Raw genomic sequence first — 14,283 nt, 5'->3', positions numbered from 1 at the left:
AGTTTGGGTATTGTTTATTTAGTGAGAATCAGTTTTCCGGCATGTGTCTGGCGCAGCAGGTAGTGCTGGCCGTCATGCTCAATAATGACCCGTCCCTCGTCGCCCAGCAGAGTCTTGCTGTCGATACGACGTTCCAGGGGAGCAGGTTTTGGCTGTGTGTCTTCTTGTACGCGCGTTGCCGTGCTGTTAGTAATGCGTGACATAGTGTTTATAAATAACAATCAATGTAACAATGATAATCATTATCAACAAAGTGAAATTTCACGGCAAGCGTTTTTGTGAAAATTTTGTGACGAGATCAATTCTTGCGGATTGAGGACGTTATGCAGAAACGAGAAGAGGCCGGGTAAGCAGAGCGCCACCCGGCACAATGGGGCAGGGAGATCAGAACCGGGTATCGACCGCTGCCGCCAGTTTTTCCAGCAGCAACGCGCTATCTTCCCAGCTCAGACACGGATCGGTAATCGACTGGCCGTAAACGATCGGCTGACCGGCCACTACCTTCTGCGTACCTTCTTTCAGGAAGCTCTCGGCCATAATCCCGGCCACTGCGGTGGACCCGCTGCGGATCTGCTGGCAAATCTCATCGCACACGTCCAGCTGGCGACGATGCTGTTTCTGACAGTTGCCGTGGCTGAAATCCACCACCAGATGCTCAGGCAGATCAAACTCGTGCAGCGTATCGCACGCCGCCGCGATATCTTCCGCATGGTAGTTCGGTTTTTTACCGCCGCGCATGATGATATGGCCGTACGGGTTGCCGCTGGTCTGGTAGATGGTCATCTGGCCGTTTTTATCCGGCGAGAGGAACATATGGCTGGCGCGCGAGGCGCGAATCGCGTCTACCGCGATGTGCGTATTGCCATCGGTGCCATTCTTAAAGCCCACCGGGCAGGAGAGCGCCGAGGCCATCTCGCGGTGGATCTGGCTCTCCGTGGTACGAGCTCCGATGGCTCCCCAACTGATGAGATCGGCGATAAACTGCCCGGTCACCATATCCAGAAACTCGGTCGCGGTCGGCACGCCCAGCTCGTTGACCTGCAAAAGCAGTTTACGCGCCAGCTCGATACCGTGGTTCACACGGTAGCTGCCGTTCAGATCAGGATCGGAGATCAGACCTTTCCAGCCCACCACGGTGCGCGGCTTTTCAAAATAGGTGCGCATCACGATTTCAAGGCGATCCTGGTGCTTATCGCGCAGCACTTTCAGGCGTTGAGCGTACTCCATCGCCGCTTCGAGATCGTGAATGGAGCAGGGACCAATAATCACCAGTAAACGGCGGTCTTCCCCGTTGAGGATTTTTTCAATGCGTCGACGTGACGCTGTCACGTGTTCCGCTACGCTTGCGGAGACAGGATGGCGCTGCGCCAGTTCGGCGGGCGTTACCAGACTTTCGATACGCGCTGTGCGAAGTTCGTCAGTTTTGTTCATGGAAGTTCTCAGAATTTTTTGCTTCATCGGCAGACTACCGGGAAGTGATGGGCATCACCTTAAACCAATCCCTGCTGAATTCAAGTTCGGGGCCACTCTGCCCCGAAGCGTGAACGCGATGATAACTGAAAATAAACCATCGTACTAGCGTATTAGTACATGCGACGGTTTAACCCCATGATGTCGAGAATTTTCGTGGCGATCTCTTCCACCGAATAGTTGGTGCTGTTCAGCCATGGGATCTGGTTTTTGCGGTACAACGCTTCCACTTCGGAGACCTCCATGCGGCACTGACGCATCGAGGCGTAACGGCTGTTTTCACGACGCTCCTCGCGAATGGCGGCCAGACGCTCGGGGTTTATCGTCAAACCGAACAGCTTATGTTGCAGCGGTTTCAGGGCGGCGGGCAGCACGAGGTTATCCATATCATCGGCGATAAACGGGTAGTTCGCGGCGCGAATACCAAACTGGAGCGCCAGATAGAGGCTGGTCGGGGTTTTGCCGCAGCGCGACACGCCGAGCAAAATTACCTGCGCCTGGTCAAGATTGCGCATCGAAATCCCGTCGTCGTGGGCGAGGGTGTAATCGATGGCGGCGATACGCGCGTCATACTTCACCAGGTTTCCGGGATTCAGGCCGTGGGTGCGATGGGCAACGGGTGTCGGATCGAGTTTTAGCTCGCTTTGTAGCGGAGCGACCAGCGCCTGCACGATGTCCTGACAGAAACCTTCACTTTGCAAAATAATGGTGCGAATTTCGGGGATAACAATGGAATAGAAAACTAACGGACGAATACCGGTCTGCTGATAAATCGCATCGATCTGCTCTTTCACCGCTTTTGCGCGGCTCTCGTTTTCGACAAACGGCAGCGTGATGCTGTTAATCGCAACGGGGAATTGCGACATCACCGCATGCCCCAGCACTTCGGCGGTGATCGCCGTACCATCAGAAATATAAAAAACGTGGCGATCCACAGCATTATCCATTTTATCCACCCTGAATATCGTACGTAATTGTCTGAAAGCATAAATTAAAAAAGTAAAATACACAGCAAAGAACTTGTCTGATTTATAAATGAAACGGTGTTTTTGATTTTACTGAAAAGTGGATTTCATTTTTAAATTAGTCACTTTGTTTTAAGGGTTTTAGCACGAATCTATAGGAATCATCGGGTTAGCGAATGATGGGAAAGTGTCCGAAAAACAGAAAAATAAAAGTGCTTACACGATTCACCGTTTTTTTGCCGGGAATAAATATGCCAGTATAAATACGAAGTCAGGCGTTACTTACTCCGTTTAAATATCACAAAAGGATTGTTTCGATGTCCAACAATGGCTCGTCACCGCTGGTGCTTTGGTATAACCAACTCGGCATGAATGATGTAGACAGAGTTGGAGGCAAAAATGCCTCCCTGGGTGAAATGATTACAAATCTGTCGGGTATGGGTGTTTCCGTACCGAACGGGTTTGCCACAACTGCCGACGCGTTTAACTATTTTTTAGACCAGAGCGGTGTTAACCAGCGCATTTACGACCTGCTGGACCAAACGGATATTGATGACGTGACCGCGCTTGCCAAAGCCGGTGCGCAGATCCGCCAGTGGATTATCGACACACCTTTCCAGCCGGAGCTGGAAAAAGCGATTCACGATGCTTATAACCAACTCTCTGCTGACGACGCGCAGGCGTCATTCGCCGTGCGTTCCTCTGCCACCGCAGAAGATATGCCGGACGCCTCTTTTGCCGGTCAGCAGGAAACCTTCCTGAACGTTCAGGGCTACGACGCGGTGCTGGTGGCGGTGAAGCATGTCTTTGCTTCCCTGTTCAACGACCGCGCGATCTCCTATCGCGTGCATCAGGGCTATGACCATCGCGGCGTCGCGCTCTCTGCGGGCGTGCAGCGCATGGTGCGCTCTGACATCGGCTCCTCCGGCGTGATGTTCTCCATCGATACGGAATCTGGCTTCGATCAGGTGGTGTTTATCACCTCCGCCTGGGGTCTGGGTGAGATGGTGGTGCAGGGCGCGGTTAACCCTGACGAATTCTACGTCCACAAACCGACGCTGGCGGCCAACCGTCCGTCGATTGTGCGCCGCACCATGGGTTCTAAAAAAATCCGCATGATTTACGCCCCGAGCCAGGAACACGGCAAACAGGTGGAAATCGAAGACGTGCCGCAGGAGCAACGCGACCGCTTCTCCCTGACCGATGCGGAAGTCCAGGAGCTGGCGAAACAGGCCGTTCAGATTGAAAAACACTACGCACGTCCGATGGATATCGAATGGGCGAAAGACGGCCACACCGGCAAACTGTTTATCGTCCAGGCGCGTCCGGAAACTGTGCGTTCTCGCGGCCAGGTGATGGAGCGTTACACGCTGCATGCTCAGGGCAAAATTGTCGCCGAAGGGCGTGCGATTGGTCACCGCATCGGTGCCGGCCCGGTTAAAGTGATCCACGATATCAGTGAGATGAATCGTATTCAGCCGGGTGACGTGCTGGTAACAGATATGACCGACCCGGACTGGGAACCGATCATGAAGAAAGCGGCGGCGATTGTGACCAACCGTGGTGGCCGTACCTGCCACGCGGCGATCATCGCCCGCGAGCTGGGCATTCCGGCGGTGGTCGGCTGCGGTGATGCCACCGAACGCATGAAAGACGATGAGAAAGTCACCGTCTCCTGTGCTGAAGGCGACACCGGCTACGTTTATGCCGATATTCTCGACTTCAGCGTGAAAAGCTCCAGCGTCGATACCATGCCGGATTTGCCGCTGAAAATCATGATGAACGTCGGCAACCCGGATCGTGCGTTTGATTTCGCCTGTCTGCCGAACGAAGGCGTCGGCCTGGCGCGTCTGGAATTTATCATTAACCGCATGATCGGCGTGCACCCGCGTGCGCTGCTGGAGTTTGACGACCAGACGCCTCAGCTGCAGAACGAAATCCGCGAGATGATGAAGGGCTACGACTCACCGAAAGAGTTCTACGTCGGACGTCTGACGGAAGGGATTGCCACCCTGGGTGCGGCATTCTATCCGAAGCGGGTGATCGTGCGTCTGTCGGACTTCAAGTCCAACGAATACGCCAACCTGGTGGGCGGCGAGCGCTACGAACCGGAAGAAGAGAACCCAATGCTCGGCTTCCGTGGCGCGGGTCGCTACGTGGCGGACAGCTTCCGCGACTGCTTCGCCCTTGAATGTGACGCGGTGAAACGCGTGCGCAACGAAATGGGGCTGACTAACGTCGAAATCATGATCCCGTTCGTTCGTACCGTGGATCAGGCGAAAGCGGTAGTCGAAGAGCTGGCGCGTCAGGGGCTGAAGCGCGGCGAGAACGGGCTGAAGATCATTATGATGTGCGAAATCCCGTCTAACGCCCTTTTGGCAGAGCAGTTCCTGGAATACTTCGACGGCTTCTCTATCGGCTCTAACGATATGACGCAGCTGACGTTGGGTCTGGACCGTGACTCCGGCGTGGTGTCTGAGCTGTTCGATGAACGTAACGAAGCGGTGAAAGCACTGCTGTCGATGTCCATCCGCGCCGCAAAGAAACAGGGCAAATACGTCGGGATTTGTGGCCAGGGTCCATCGGATCACGAAGACTTTGCCGCATGGCTGATGGAAGAGGGGATCGATAGCCTGTCCCTGAACCCGGACACCGTGGTGCAAACCTGGCTGAGCCTGGCTGAACTGAATAAGTAGTATTGATCGCGCCGTCCCTTTTATTCTTAAAGGGACGGCGACATTATTTCCCCCACTATGCTCCCCGTCACACTTAGCGCAATTAACCAAATATCGTAATCAGTCTGTTAATTTCTACAATTGTTAGCCAGCGAAGCGCTGCTAATAATTGAGCCTTACTGCGCATTACCCTACATCTTGCGCAACTGGTTGAAATACGTTTTAACCGATAAAAGGCAATTAACAATGACAATCTCCTCTGTATTACGTACCAAAGATAAAATAGGTTACGGCCTGGGTGATATGGCCAGTGCGCTGGTCTGGCAAACGGCCACCTTATTTCTGGCATATTTCTATACGGATGTATTTGGCCTCCCCGCCGCGATCATGGGTACCATGTTTCTGGTGGTGCGCGTGGTGGATGCCTTTGTCGACCCGTGCATTGGCGCGCTGGTGGATCGCACCCAGACCCGGCACGGGCGTTTCCGTCCGTGGCTGCTGTGGTTCGCCATTCCGTTTGGCGTAAGCTGTCTGATTACTTTTTATGTACCCGATGTCGGGCCAACGGCGAAAATTGCCTATGCCTGCGTGACTTACACCTTACTGAGCCTGATCTATTCCGCGATTAATGTGCCGTACTGCGCGATGCCGGGTGCCCTGACGATGGACCCGCGTGAGCGCCATTCCCTGCAATCCTGGCGTTTCGGGCTGTCCTTTATTGGCGGCCTGATCGTCACGGTCATCGCCCTGCCGCTGGTCTCCCATTTAGGCCAGGGAAATGTGCAGAAAGGCTATTTCTATGCCATGAGTCTGATGGGCCTGTTAGGCATTATCTTATTCTTCATCTGCTTCTTTATGACCCGCGAGCGTTATTCTCCGCGTAATGATACCTCCGGCTCGATGCTCACGGATTTAAAATTACTGGCCGCCAACAGCCAATGGCGCATTGTTTTTGTGTTTAATATTTTACTGTTGACGGCAGTCGTCACACGCGGCTCCGCCACGATGTATTACGTCAATTATGTGCTGCTGCGCCCGGATTTAGTCTTTGCCTTTATCGTTTCCGGAATGGTGGCCTCTTTAAGCGGAGCCTTATTATCTGAACGGTTATTGGGTAAATTTGACCGGGTGCGTGCCTATCAGTGGACGATTATTTCCTTCGTGATATTTGGCGCGATGATTTTCTTCCTGCCGCCGACGCAAATCTGGCTGATTTTCGGCCTGAACATCATCTTTAGCTTTATCCAGAACCTCACCACGCCGCTGCAGTGGACCATGTTCTCGGATGTGGTGGATTACGAAGAGCACCGAAGCGGCCGCCGTCTGGACGGGCTGGTCTTTTCCACTGCGCTGTTCGCCATCAAATTCGGCCTTGCCCTCGGCGGCGCGGTGGTTGGCTGGGTACTGGGAATCGTGAGTTATGTTCCGGGGCAGGCGATTCAAAGCCCGCAGGTACTGACCACGATCAACGCGCTGTTCACCCTGATCCCCTGCGTGCTGTTTATCGCCATGGTGGTGCTGCTCGCCATTTACAAACTGAACAGCCGCCTGGTGGATTCCATCGCACAAGAGCTTGCCCGCAAGCGCGAAGCTCGCACTGATGCGGGGCAGACCAGCCCGGCATTTCATTCTGCTACACAGGAGTAAAACATGACTGCCATCTACAAGGATGCGGGATATCCCGTGCAAGAGCGTGTCGCCGATCTGCTGGCACGTATGACACCGGAAGAGAAATTCGCGCAGATGCATGCCTACTGGCTGGTTCTGGATGAGGGCGGCAATCACCGTGAGCGCAGCGATCTTAGCGACGAATTTGCAGGCGTGAGCGAACAGGCGGCGTTGAGCGAGCGGCTCAAACTGGGCGTCGGGCAAATTACCCGTCCGCTGGGGACGCACATTGTGGATGCGCACACTGGCGTGCGTGCGGCAAACCGCCTGCAGCTGATGATGATGGAAGAGACCAGGCTGGGGATCCCCGCGCTGTTCCATGAGGAGTGCCTGGTCGGCCTGCTGTGCAAAGACGCGACGCTGTTTCCGTCCTCCCTCAACTACGGTTCGACCTGGGACCCGGAGCTGGTTAAGCGTGCGGCACAGCAGATCGGCGCTGAGGCCCGCTCGGTGGGCTGTCAGCAGGGGCTGGCCCCGGTGCTGGATGTCTCTCGCGACGTGCGCTGGGGGCGTACCGAAGAGACCTTCGGTGAAGATCCGTGGCTGGTCGGGGTCATGGCGACCGCGTATGTCGACGGATTGCAGGGCGAAAAACGCGATCTGCTGGCGACCCTCAAACACTATGTCGGCCACTCTTTCAGCGAGGGGGCGCGTAACCATGCTCCGGTGCATCTCGGTTTTTGCGAGCTGAATGATACGTTCCTGTTGCCGTTTGAAATGGCGGTAAAACTGGCCAACGCCGGTTCCGTGATGCCGGCCTATCATGATATCGACAATCAGCCCGGCCACAGCGACGCCTTCTTGCTCACCACGGTGCTGCGCGAGCAGTGGGGGTTCGACGGGATTGTGGTGGCCGACTACGGCGGTGTCAGCCTGTTGCATCAGCATCATGGCATTTCCCACGATGCGGCGGAGTCTGCGGCGCTGGCGTTCAACGCCGGGCTGGACGTGGAGCTGCCGAAAGACGACTGCGCCCGTCATCTGGCGGAAGCAGTTGAGCGTGGGCTGATTTCGATGGATAAGATCGATGAAATTGTTGCGCGTGTGCTGAGCGAAAAATTCCGCCTCGGTCTGTTTGAGCAGCCGTATGCGCGCGAAGAGAATATCGATCTGCAAAATGCGCAAACCCGACAGGTGGCGCGCGACGTGGCAACCCGCTCGCTGACGCTGCTGGAGAACAACGGCGTACTGCCGCTTGCGGGTAAACCGCGCGTGGCAGTGGTAGGGCCAACCGCAGACGATCCGCTGGCGCTGCTGAGCGGCTACAGCTTCCCGGTGCATCTGATCATCAGCGATATGGTGGAAGAGACGTCGCAGGTAACCACACCGCTTGCCGCGCTGAAACACTATCTGGGCGATGCCCAGGTGCGTTATGCCAAAGGCTGCCACATCATTGAGCACCGCATGGCGGGCGCGCCGGTATTCCCCGGTGACAGCGGCGGCAAACCGATGCAGCAATCGCCGGTGTCATTCGATACCCGTCTGATTCCACAGGCGGTGCGGGCGGCGCAGGACAGCGATATCGTCATCGCCTGCGTGGGCGATCTGGCGGGATTATTCCAGAGCGGTACTGTGGGTGAAGGCTCCGACACTGACAGCCTGAACCTGCCCGGCGTGCAGCAACAACTGCTGGAAGCGCTGGTGGAAACCGGTAAGCCGGTCGTGGTGGTGGTGACGGGCGGGCGTCCGTACAACCTGCAGGGGCTAGAAGATAAGGTCGCGGCGCTGCTGCTGGCCTGGGCACCAGGACAGGAGGGCGGCTGGGCGATTGCCGATGTGCTGACCGGGCGCGCGGAACCGCAGGGACGGCTGGTGGTGAGTGTGCCGAAAAGTGCGGGTGCGATGCCATACTATTACAATCACAAGCTGAAAAGCGGCGGTACGCCGTTCGCCTTTCACTTTGGCTCACGCTATCCCTTCGGTTTTGGTCTCGGCTGGACGACATTTTCCTGCGATGCACTGCGTTTAGCGAAAACGTCAGTCCCGGTCGAGGGCGAGGTGACGCTGAGCGTGACGGTGCAAAACAGCGGCGAGCGTAGCGGTAGCGAAGTGGTGCAGGTCTATGTGCGCGACCGTGTGGCCTCGATGGTGCGACCGTTGCAGGAGCTTAAAGCCTTCCAGCGCGTCACGCTCTCACCGGGCGAAAAGGCGACGCTCACCTTCAGCCTGCCGCTGGATATGTTTAATTTCACCCGCCGCGACGGTAAAAGAGTGGTTGAGCCAGGCGAATTTGAGCTGCAGGTCGGGCTGTCTTCAGCGGATATTCTCGCTGCGGTGACGGTGAATGTCACTGGCGAGACGCGGGTACTGCCGGAGAAGTGGCGGATGCTGAGTTCGTGTGAAATCGAACGAGCGTAAAAACGAGCGTAAGCAGGACAAAAAAAAGCCCATCGTGGGAGATGGGCAAAGACTACACACAGCAATTCGTTGTTTCACTCAGGGGATTTCCATGCTTATAAATCAATGCGTTGATTCATAACCGTGACTTAATAGTAGGACATGCGACGTTTTAGCGTCGATCAGATTCGTCTCAATAGTTTAAGAACTATGAAGATTTAGCGCGGGGCGAGACCAGACGAAGCGGGCTGAACCTGAGAAAAGTCTTAATAAAGATTAGGCATGCTTAAGTGTCAGGCGAGTGGCCTCGCCTGACAATACATTACGGGTTGTTCTTGCCGTCAAGTTCTTCGAGATTATGCAGCGCCACTTCCGGGTCGGTACCTGGCGGTGGAATTTCATGCACCCACGCGGAGAACAGACGCCAGGTCACAGCCAGCAGCACAGGGCCAATAAACAGCCCAATCATTCCAAAGGCAATCAATCCGCCGATGACGCCAGAGAGGATCAGAATCAACGGCAAATCCGCGCCCATACGAATGAGCATCGGACGGATAACGTTATCCATGGTGCCCACCACGCAGCTCCACACCAGCAGCACCGTACCCCAGGTAGTATCACCGCTCCAGTAGAGCCAGATAATGCATGGGACCAGCACCAGCAACGGGCCAAGCTGGACCAGACAGGTGAGGATCATGATGACGGTTAAAATGGTCGCGTACGGCACGCCGCTTATCGCCAGACCAATCCCGCCGAGAAGCGCCTGCACCAGCGCCGTGACAACCACACCCAGCGCCACTGCGCGAACGGCCTGGGCTGCCAGGAGCACCGCCGCGTCACCGCGTGTCCCTGCGAGACGGGTCGCAAAATGACGTACGCCCTGTGCCACCTGTTCACCGCGCCAGTAGAGCAGGGCGCTGAAAAGCAGCATCAGGGTACAGTGCATCATAAAGTGGCCGATATTGGCCGCCTGGGCGATAAACCAGGTGGTCGTGGTGCCGACATATGGCCGAACTTTCGCCATGATCGCGCTGCCGCCCATCTCCAGCAGACTGTGCCAGCCGCTGTAGAGCTTCGCGCCGACCAGCGGAATGCTGTTAAGCCACGCTAGATCCGGCACGGTCATCTCACCGCTGGTGATCCCGCGAATCACCGGCCCGCTGGTATCGACAAGGCTGTTAATCAGGAGCGCAATCGGAATGATAAAGACCAGAAACAGCAGCAGCGTCATCACCAGAACGGCGGGAGTACGACGACCAAAAAACAGTTTCTGCAGACGTAATAACAGTGGCCAGGTGGCAACGACCACCGTACCTGCCCACGCAAAACCGAGGACGAAGGGGCGAACTATCCATAGACACGCAACAATTATGATGGCTAAAAACAGCACCGACAGCAGTATTTGCGCAACGTCCCTGGGCTGACGAGAAGTGACCATAAATGAAATTTACCTTACATGAAGACCAGACCGGCTGGCCGAAACAGAAAATCGCATCCCTTAATCATTAGTGATTTCAGCGATTTTTGACAGGCGAATTCTGCCCGTAAAACTGATGGGCGTATAAGAAAAAAATGTGATACAACAATTCAAACACAACGCAAACGATTATCCCCGTCATAATTCGCGCACTTGCGGCCTTGTCGCATCGCGGATTATCGAGAGGGCAACAACACTATTTAGGGTCTTCCGTAATGATCCCATTGATTTCTCAGGCACCGGGCGTCGTTCAGCTGGTGCTGACTTATTTGCAAGCACTGGAGCAACAGGGTTTTACAGGTGATACCGCCACCAATTATGCCGACAGGCTGACGATGGCGACCGACAACAGTATCTATCAGTTACTTCCCGATGCCGTCGTTTTCCCCCGTTCCACCGCCGATGTGGCGTTGCTTTCCCGTCTGGCCGCGCAGGAGCGTTTCGCGTCGCTGGTCTTCACCCCGCGCGGTGGCGGGACAGGCACCAATGGTCAGGCCCTGAATCAGGGCATCATCATTGATATGTCGCGCTATATGAACCGTATCATCGAGATCAACCCGGAAGAGGGCTGGGTGCGCGTCGAAGCGGGGGTGATTAAAGATCAGCTCAATCAGTTCCTGAAACCCTACGGCTACTTCTTTGCTCCGGAATTATCCACCAGCAACCGCGCCACGCTGGGCGGGATGATCAATACGGATGCCTCCGGCCAGGGGTCCCTGGTGTACGGTAAAACGTCCGATCACGTCCTGGGCGTGCGCGCGGTGCTGCTGGGCGGGGACATTCTCGACACCCAGGCGATTCCGGTGCAGCTGGCTGAAACCCTCGGGCAGGACAACACGGCGGTCGGGCGCATTTATCGCAGCGTGCTCGAAAGCTGTCGCGATAACCGCCAGCTGATTGTCGATAAATTCCCGAAGCTGAACCGCTTCCTGACGGGCTACGATCTGCGCCACGTCTTTAATGACGATTTGAGCGAGTTCGATCTCACCCGTATTCTGACCGGCTCGGAAGGTACCCTGGCCTTTATCACCGAAGCCCGTCTGGATATCACCCGGCTGCCGAAAGTGCGCCGCCTGGTGAACGTCAAATACAACTCCTTCGATGCGGCGCTGCGCAACGCGCCGTTTATGGTCGAGGCGCGCGCGCTGTCGGTGGAAACCGTCGACTCGAAAGTGCTTAATCTGGCGCGGGAAGATATCGTCTGGCATTCGGTCAGCGAGCTGATCACCGATGTGCCTGATAAAGAGATGCTGGGCCTGAACATTGTTGAATTTGCTGGCGATGATGCGGAGCTTATCGACTCACAGGTGCAGATGCTCTGTACCCGACTCGACGAGCTGATCGCGCAGGGCGAGGGCGGCGTGATTGGCTGGCAGTTGTGCAACGATCTCTCGGGCATTGAGCGCATTTACGCGATGCGTAAAAAAGCGGTCGGCCTGCTGGGGAATGCGAAAGGCGCGGCCAAACCGATTCCGTTTGCGGAAGATACCTGCGTGCCGCCGGAACATCTGGCGGATTACATTGTGGAGTTCCGCGCGTTACTCGACAGCCACGGTCTGAGCTACGGCATGTTTGGTCACGTGGATGCCGGTGTGCTGCACGTGCGTCCGGCGCTGGATATGTGCGACCCGCAGCAGGAGATGCTGATGAAGCAGATCTCCGACGACGTGGTCGCGCTGACGGCAAAATACGGCGGCCTGCTGTGGGGCGAGCACGGGAAAGGTTTTCGCGCCCAGTACAGCCCGGCGTTCTTCGGCGAGCAGCTGTACGGTGAACTGCGCAAAATCAAAGCGGCGTTTGACCCGAATAACCGCCTGAATCCGGGCAAAATCTGTCCGCCTGCGGGTGTGGACGATCCGATGATGCAGGTCGACGCGGTGAAGCGCGGCACGTATGACCGCCAGATCCCGATCGCGGTGCGTTCCTCCTGGCGCGGGGCGATGGAGTGTAACGGCAACGGTCTGTGCTTTAACTTCGACGTGAAAAGCCCGATGTGCCCGTCGATGAAAATCACCAGCAACCGCATTCATTCCCCGAAAGGGCGAGCGACGCTGGTGCGCGAGTGGCTGCGATTGCTGGCCGATCGCGGCGTGGACCCGCTGAAACTCGAAAGCGATTTACCGGAAAAACGCGCCAGCCTGCGCACGCTGATTGAGCGTTCCAGGAACAGCTGGCACGCCAGTAAAGGCGAGTATGATTTTTCCCATGAAGTGAAAGAGGCGATGTCCGGTTGCCTGGCGTGTAAAGCCTGCTCGACGCAATGTCCGATCAAGATCGACGTGCCGGAGTTCCGCTCGCGCTTCCTGCAGTTGTATCACTCCCGCTATCTGCGCCCGGTGCGCGATCATCTGGTGGCGACGGTCGAAAGCTACGCCCCGCTGATGGCGCGCGCGCCGAAGACGTTCAACTTCTTTATCAATCAGCCGCTGGTGCGCAAACTTTCCGAAAAACATATCGGCATGGTCGATCTGCCGCTGCTCTCCACGCCTTCTCTGCAACGCCAGCTCGTGGGCCACCGTTCGGCCAATATGACGCTGGAACAGCTGGAGGCCCTGAGCGACGAGCAAAAAGCGAAAACCGTGCTGGTGGTGCAGGACCCGTTTACCAGCTACTACGAGGCGCAGGTGGTGGCCGATTTCGTGCGGCTGGTGGAGCGCGTCGGCTATCAGCCGGTGGTACTGCCATTCTCGCCGAACGGTAAAGCGCAGCACATTAAAGGGTTCCTGACGCGCTTTGCGAAAACGGCGCAGAAAACGTCGGACTTTTTGAACCGTATCGCGCAGTTGGGCATGCCGATGGTGGGCGTCGATCCGGCGCTGGTGCTCTGTTATCGCGATGAGTACAAACAGACTCTGGGCGACAAGCGCGGGGATTTCAGCGTTATGCTGGTGCATGAATGGCTGCCTGCGGCGCTGCACTCTGCCGAGACAAAAGAGGTCAGCGGTGAAGCCTGGTATCTCTTTGGACACTGCACGGAAGTGACCGCGCTGCCGGGTGCCCCTGCGCAATGGGCCTCTATCTTTGCCCGCTTTGGCGCGAAGCTGGAAAACGTCAGCGTCGGCTGCTGCGGGATGGCCGGGACTTATGGGCACGAAGTGAAAAACCACGCGAATTCGCTTGGGATCTACGAATTGTCATGGCATCAGGCCATGCAGCGTTTGCCGCGAAACCGCTGTCTGGCGACGGGTTACTCCTGTCGCAGCCAGGTGAAACGCGTTGAAGGAAGCGGCGTTCGCCATCCATTGCAGGCTTTACTGGAGATTATGGGATGATCTGGAAACGTACCGTGACGCTTGAGGTGCTCAATGCCATGGGAGAAGGGAATATGGTCGGGCTGCTCGATATTCAGTTTACCCGTATCGGCGAAGACGTCCTTGAAGCCACCATGCCGGTGGACAGCCGCACGCATCAGCCGTTTGGCCTGCTGCACGGCGGCGCGTCCGTGGTGCTGGCGGAGACGCTGGGATCGGTGGCGGGTTACCTCTGTACCGACGGGGAGCAAAAGGTGGTGGGGCTGGAAGTGAATGCCAACCACATTCGCTCCGTGCGCAGCGGGCGCGTGCGAGGCGTCTGTCGCGCGCTCCATGCGGGCGGTCGTCATCAGGTGTGGCAAATCGATATTTTCGACGAGCAGGAGAGGCTGTGCTGTTCGTCGCGCCTGACGACGGCGGTGGTTTAAATAAAGGTAAAC

At 56.4% G+C, this 14,283-nt stretch carries 9 protein-coding genes and 1 other RNA gene; 5 read left to right on the top strand and 5 right to left on the bottom strand.

Annotated elements, in window-relative coordinates; genetic code table 11:
- Positions 1-14: 14 nt before the first annotated feature.
- From hemP to DAI21_RS17175, 3 genes are all read right to left on the bottom strand, one after another.
- On the bottom strand, positions 15-203 hold the full coding sequence (hemP, locus tag DAI21_RS17185) for a hemin uptake protein HemP (RefSeq protein ID WP_100780463.1): 189 nt from the start codon (positions 201-203) through the stop codon (positions 15-17).
- Positions 204-384: 181 nt separating this feature from the next.
- The gene (aroH, locus tag DAI21_RS17180; protein ID WP_107704280.1) at positions 385-1,431 is read right to left on the bottom strand and encodes a 3-deoxy-7-phosphoheptulonate synthase AroH; all 1,047 of its coding nucleotides are present in this window, start codon (positions 1,429-1,431) and stop codon (positions 385-387) included.
- Positions 1,432-1,583: 152 nt separating this feature from the next.
- The gene (locus tag DAI21_RS17175) at positions 1,584-2,417 is read right to left on the bottom strand and encodes a pyruvate, water dikinase regulatory protein (RefSeq protein ID WP_100780461.1); all 834 of its coding nucleotides are present in this window, start codon (positions 2,415-2,417) and stop codon (positions 1,584-1,586) included.
- Between the two features lie 335 nt (positions 2,418-2,752).
- On the opposite strand from DAI21_RS17175, the gene ppsA reads away from it, so the two are divergent.
- The 3 genes from ppsA to DAI21_RS17160 all read left to right on the top strand — a co-directional run bounded on the left by ppsA (position 2,753) and on the right by DAI21_RS17160 (position 9,136).
- The gene (ppsA, locus tag DAI21_RS17170; RefSeq protein ID WP_107703728.1) at positions 2,753-5,131 is read left to right on the top strand and encodes a phosphoenolpyruvate synthase; all 2,379 of its coding nucleotides are present in this window, start codon (positions 2,753-2,755) and stop codon (positions 5,129-5,131) included.
- 225 nt (positions 5,132-5,356) lie between these two features.
- Positions 5,357-6,757: an MFS transporter gene (locus DAI21_RS17165; RefSeq protein ID WP_102103523.1), complete on the top strand. Its 1,401-nt coding sequence runs from the start codon at positions 5,357-5,359 to the stop codon at positions 6,755-6,757.
- Positions 6,758-6,760: 3 nt separating this feature from the next.
- Positions 6,761-9,136, top strand: a complete 2,376-nt coding sequence (locus DAI21_RS17160) for a glycoside hydrolase family 3 N-terminal domain-containing protein (protein WP_107703727.1) — start codon at positions 6,761-6,763, stop codon at positions 9,134-9,136.
- Between the two features lie 17 nt (positions 9,137-9,153).
- On the opposite strand, the gene rprA is transcribed toward DAI21_RS17160, so the two are convergent.
- An RNA gene (gene rprA, locus DAI21_RS17155) (antisense sRNA RprA) lies at positions 9,154-9,261 on the bottom strand.
- Positions 9,262-9,437: 176 nt separating this feature from the next.
- On the bottom strand, positions 9,438-10,553 hold the full coding sequence (ydiK, locus tag DAI21_RS17150) for an AI-2E family transporter YdiK (RefSeq protein ID WP_100780457.1): 1,116 nt from the start codon (positions 10,551-10,553) through the stop codon (positions 9,438-9,440).
- A 254-nt stretch (positions 10,554-10,807) separates the two neighbouring features.
- Here ydiK and DAI21_RS17145 point away from each other — a divergent pair, with 254 nt between their 5' ends.
- Positions 10,808-13,864, top strand: coding sequence for an FAD-binding and (Fe-S)-binding domain-containing protein (locus tag DAI21_RS17145; RefSeq protein ID WP_107703726.1), 3,057 nt, complete (start codon positions 10,808-10,810; stop codon positions 13,862-13,864).
- Complete coding sequence (gene menI, locus DAI21_RS17140) at positions 13,861-14,271, top strand: 1,4-dihydroxy-2-naphthoyl-CoA hydrolase (protein WP_100780455.1); 411 nt, start codon at positions 13,861-13,863, stop codon at positions 14,269-14,271. Before DAI21_RS17145 ends, menI begins: the two co-directional genes overlap by 4 nt.
- The last annotated feature ends 12 nt before the right edge of the window (positions 14,272-14,283 follow it).

Origin of the sequence: Lelliottia sp. WB101 (assembly GCF_003051885.1) — a bacterium.
Taxonomy (GTDB): Bacteria; Pseudomonadota; Gammaproteobacteria; order Enterobacterales; family Enterobacteriaceae; genus Enterobacter; species Enterobacter nimipressuralis.
Note: the sequence above shows the minus strand (reverse complement) of the source record. Positions and strands in the feature narration are given on the sequence as shown.

What these genes read in the sequence shown, in the direction of transcription:
- hemP (WP_100780463.1), bottom strand. Translation starts at nt 203, where the DNA reads ATGTCACGCATTACTAACAGCACGGCAACGCGCGTACAAGAAGACACA.
- aroH (WP_107704280.1), bottom strand. Translation starts at nt 1,431, where the DNA reads ATGAACAAAACTGACGAACTTCGCACAGCGCGTATCGAAAGTCTGGTA.
- DAI21_RS17175 (WP_100780461.1), bottom strand. Translation starts at nt 2,417, where the DNA reads ATGGATAATGCTGTGGATCGCCACGTTTTTTATATTTCTGATGGTACG.
- ppsA (WP_107703728.1), top strand. Translation starts at nt 2,753, where the DNA reads ATGTCCAACAATGGCTCGTCACCGCTGGTGCTTTGGTATAACCAACTC.
- DAI21_RS17165 (WP_102103523.1), top strand. Translation starts at nt 5,357, where the DNA reads ATGACAATCTCCTCTGTATTACGTACCAAAGATAAAATAGGTTACGGC.
- DAI21_RS17160 (WP_107703727.1), top strand. Translation starts at nt 6,761, where the DNA reads ATGACTGCCATCTACAAGGATGCGGGATATCCCGTGCAAGAGCGTGTC.
- ydiK (WP_100780457.1), bottom strand. Translation starts at nt 10,553, where the DNA reads ATGGTCACTTCTCGTCAGCCCAGGGACGTTGCGCAAATACTGCTGTCG.
- DAI21_RS17145 (WP_107703726.1), top strand. Translation starts at nt 10,808, where the DNA reads ATGATCCCATTGATTTCTCAGGCACCGGGCGTCGTTCAGCTGGTGCTG.
- menI (WP_100780455.1), top strand. Translation starts at nt 13,861, where the DNA reads ATGATCTGGAAACGTACCGTGACGCTTGAGGTGCTCAATGCCATGGGA.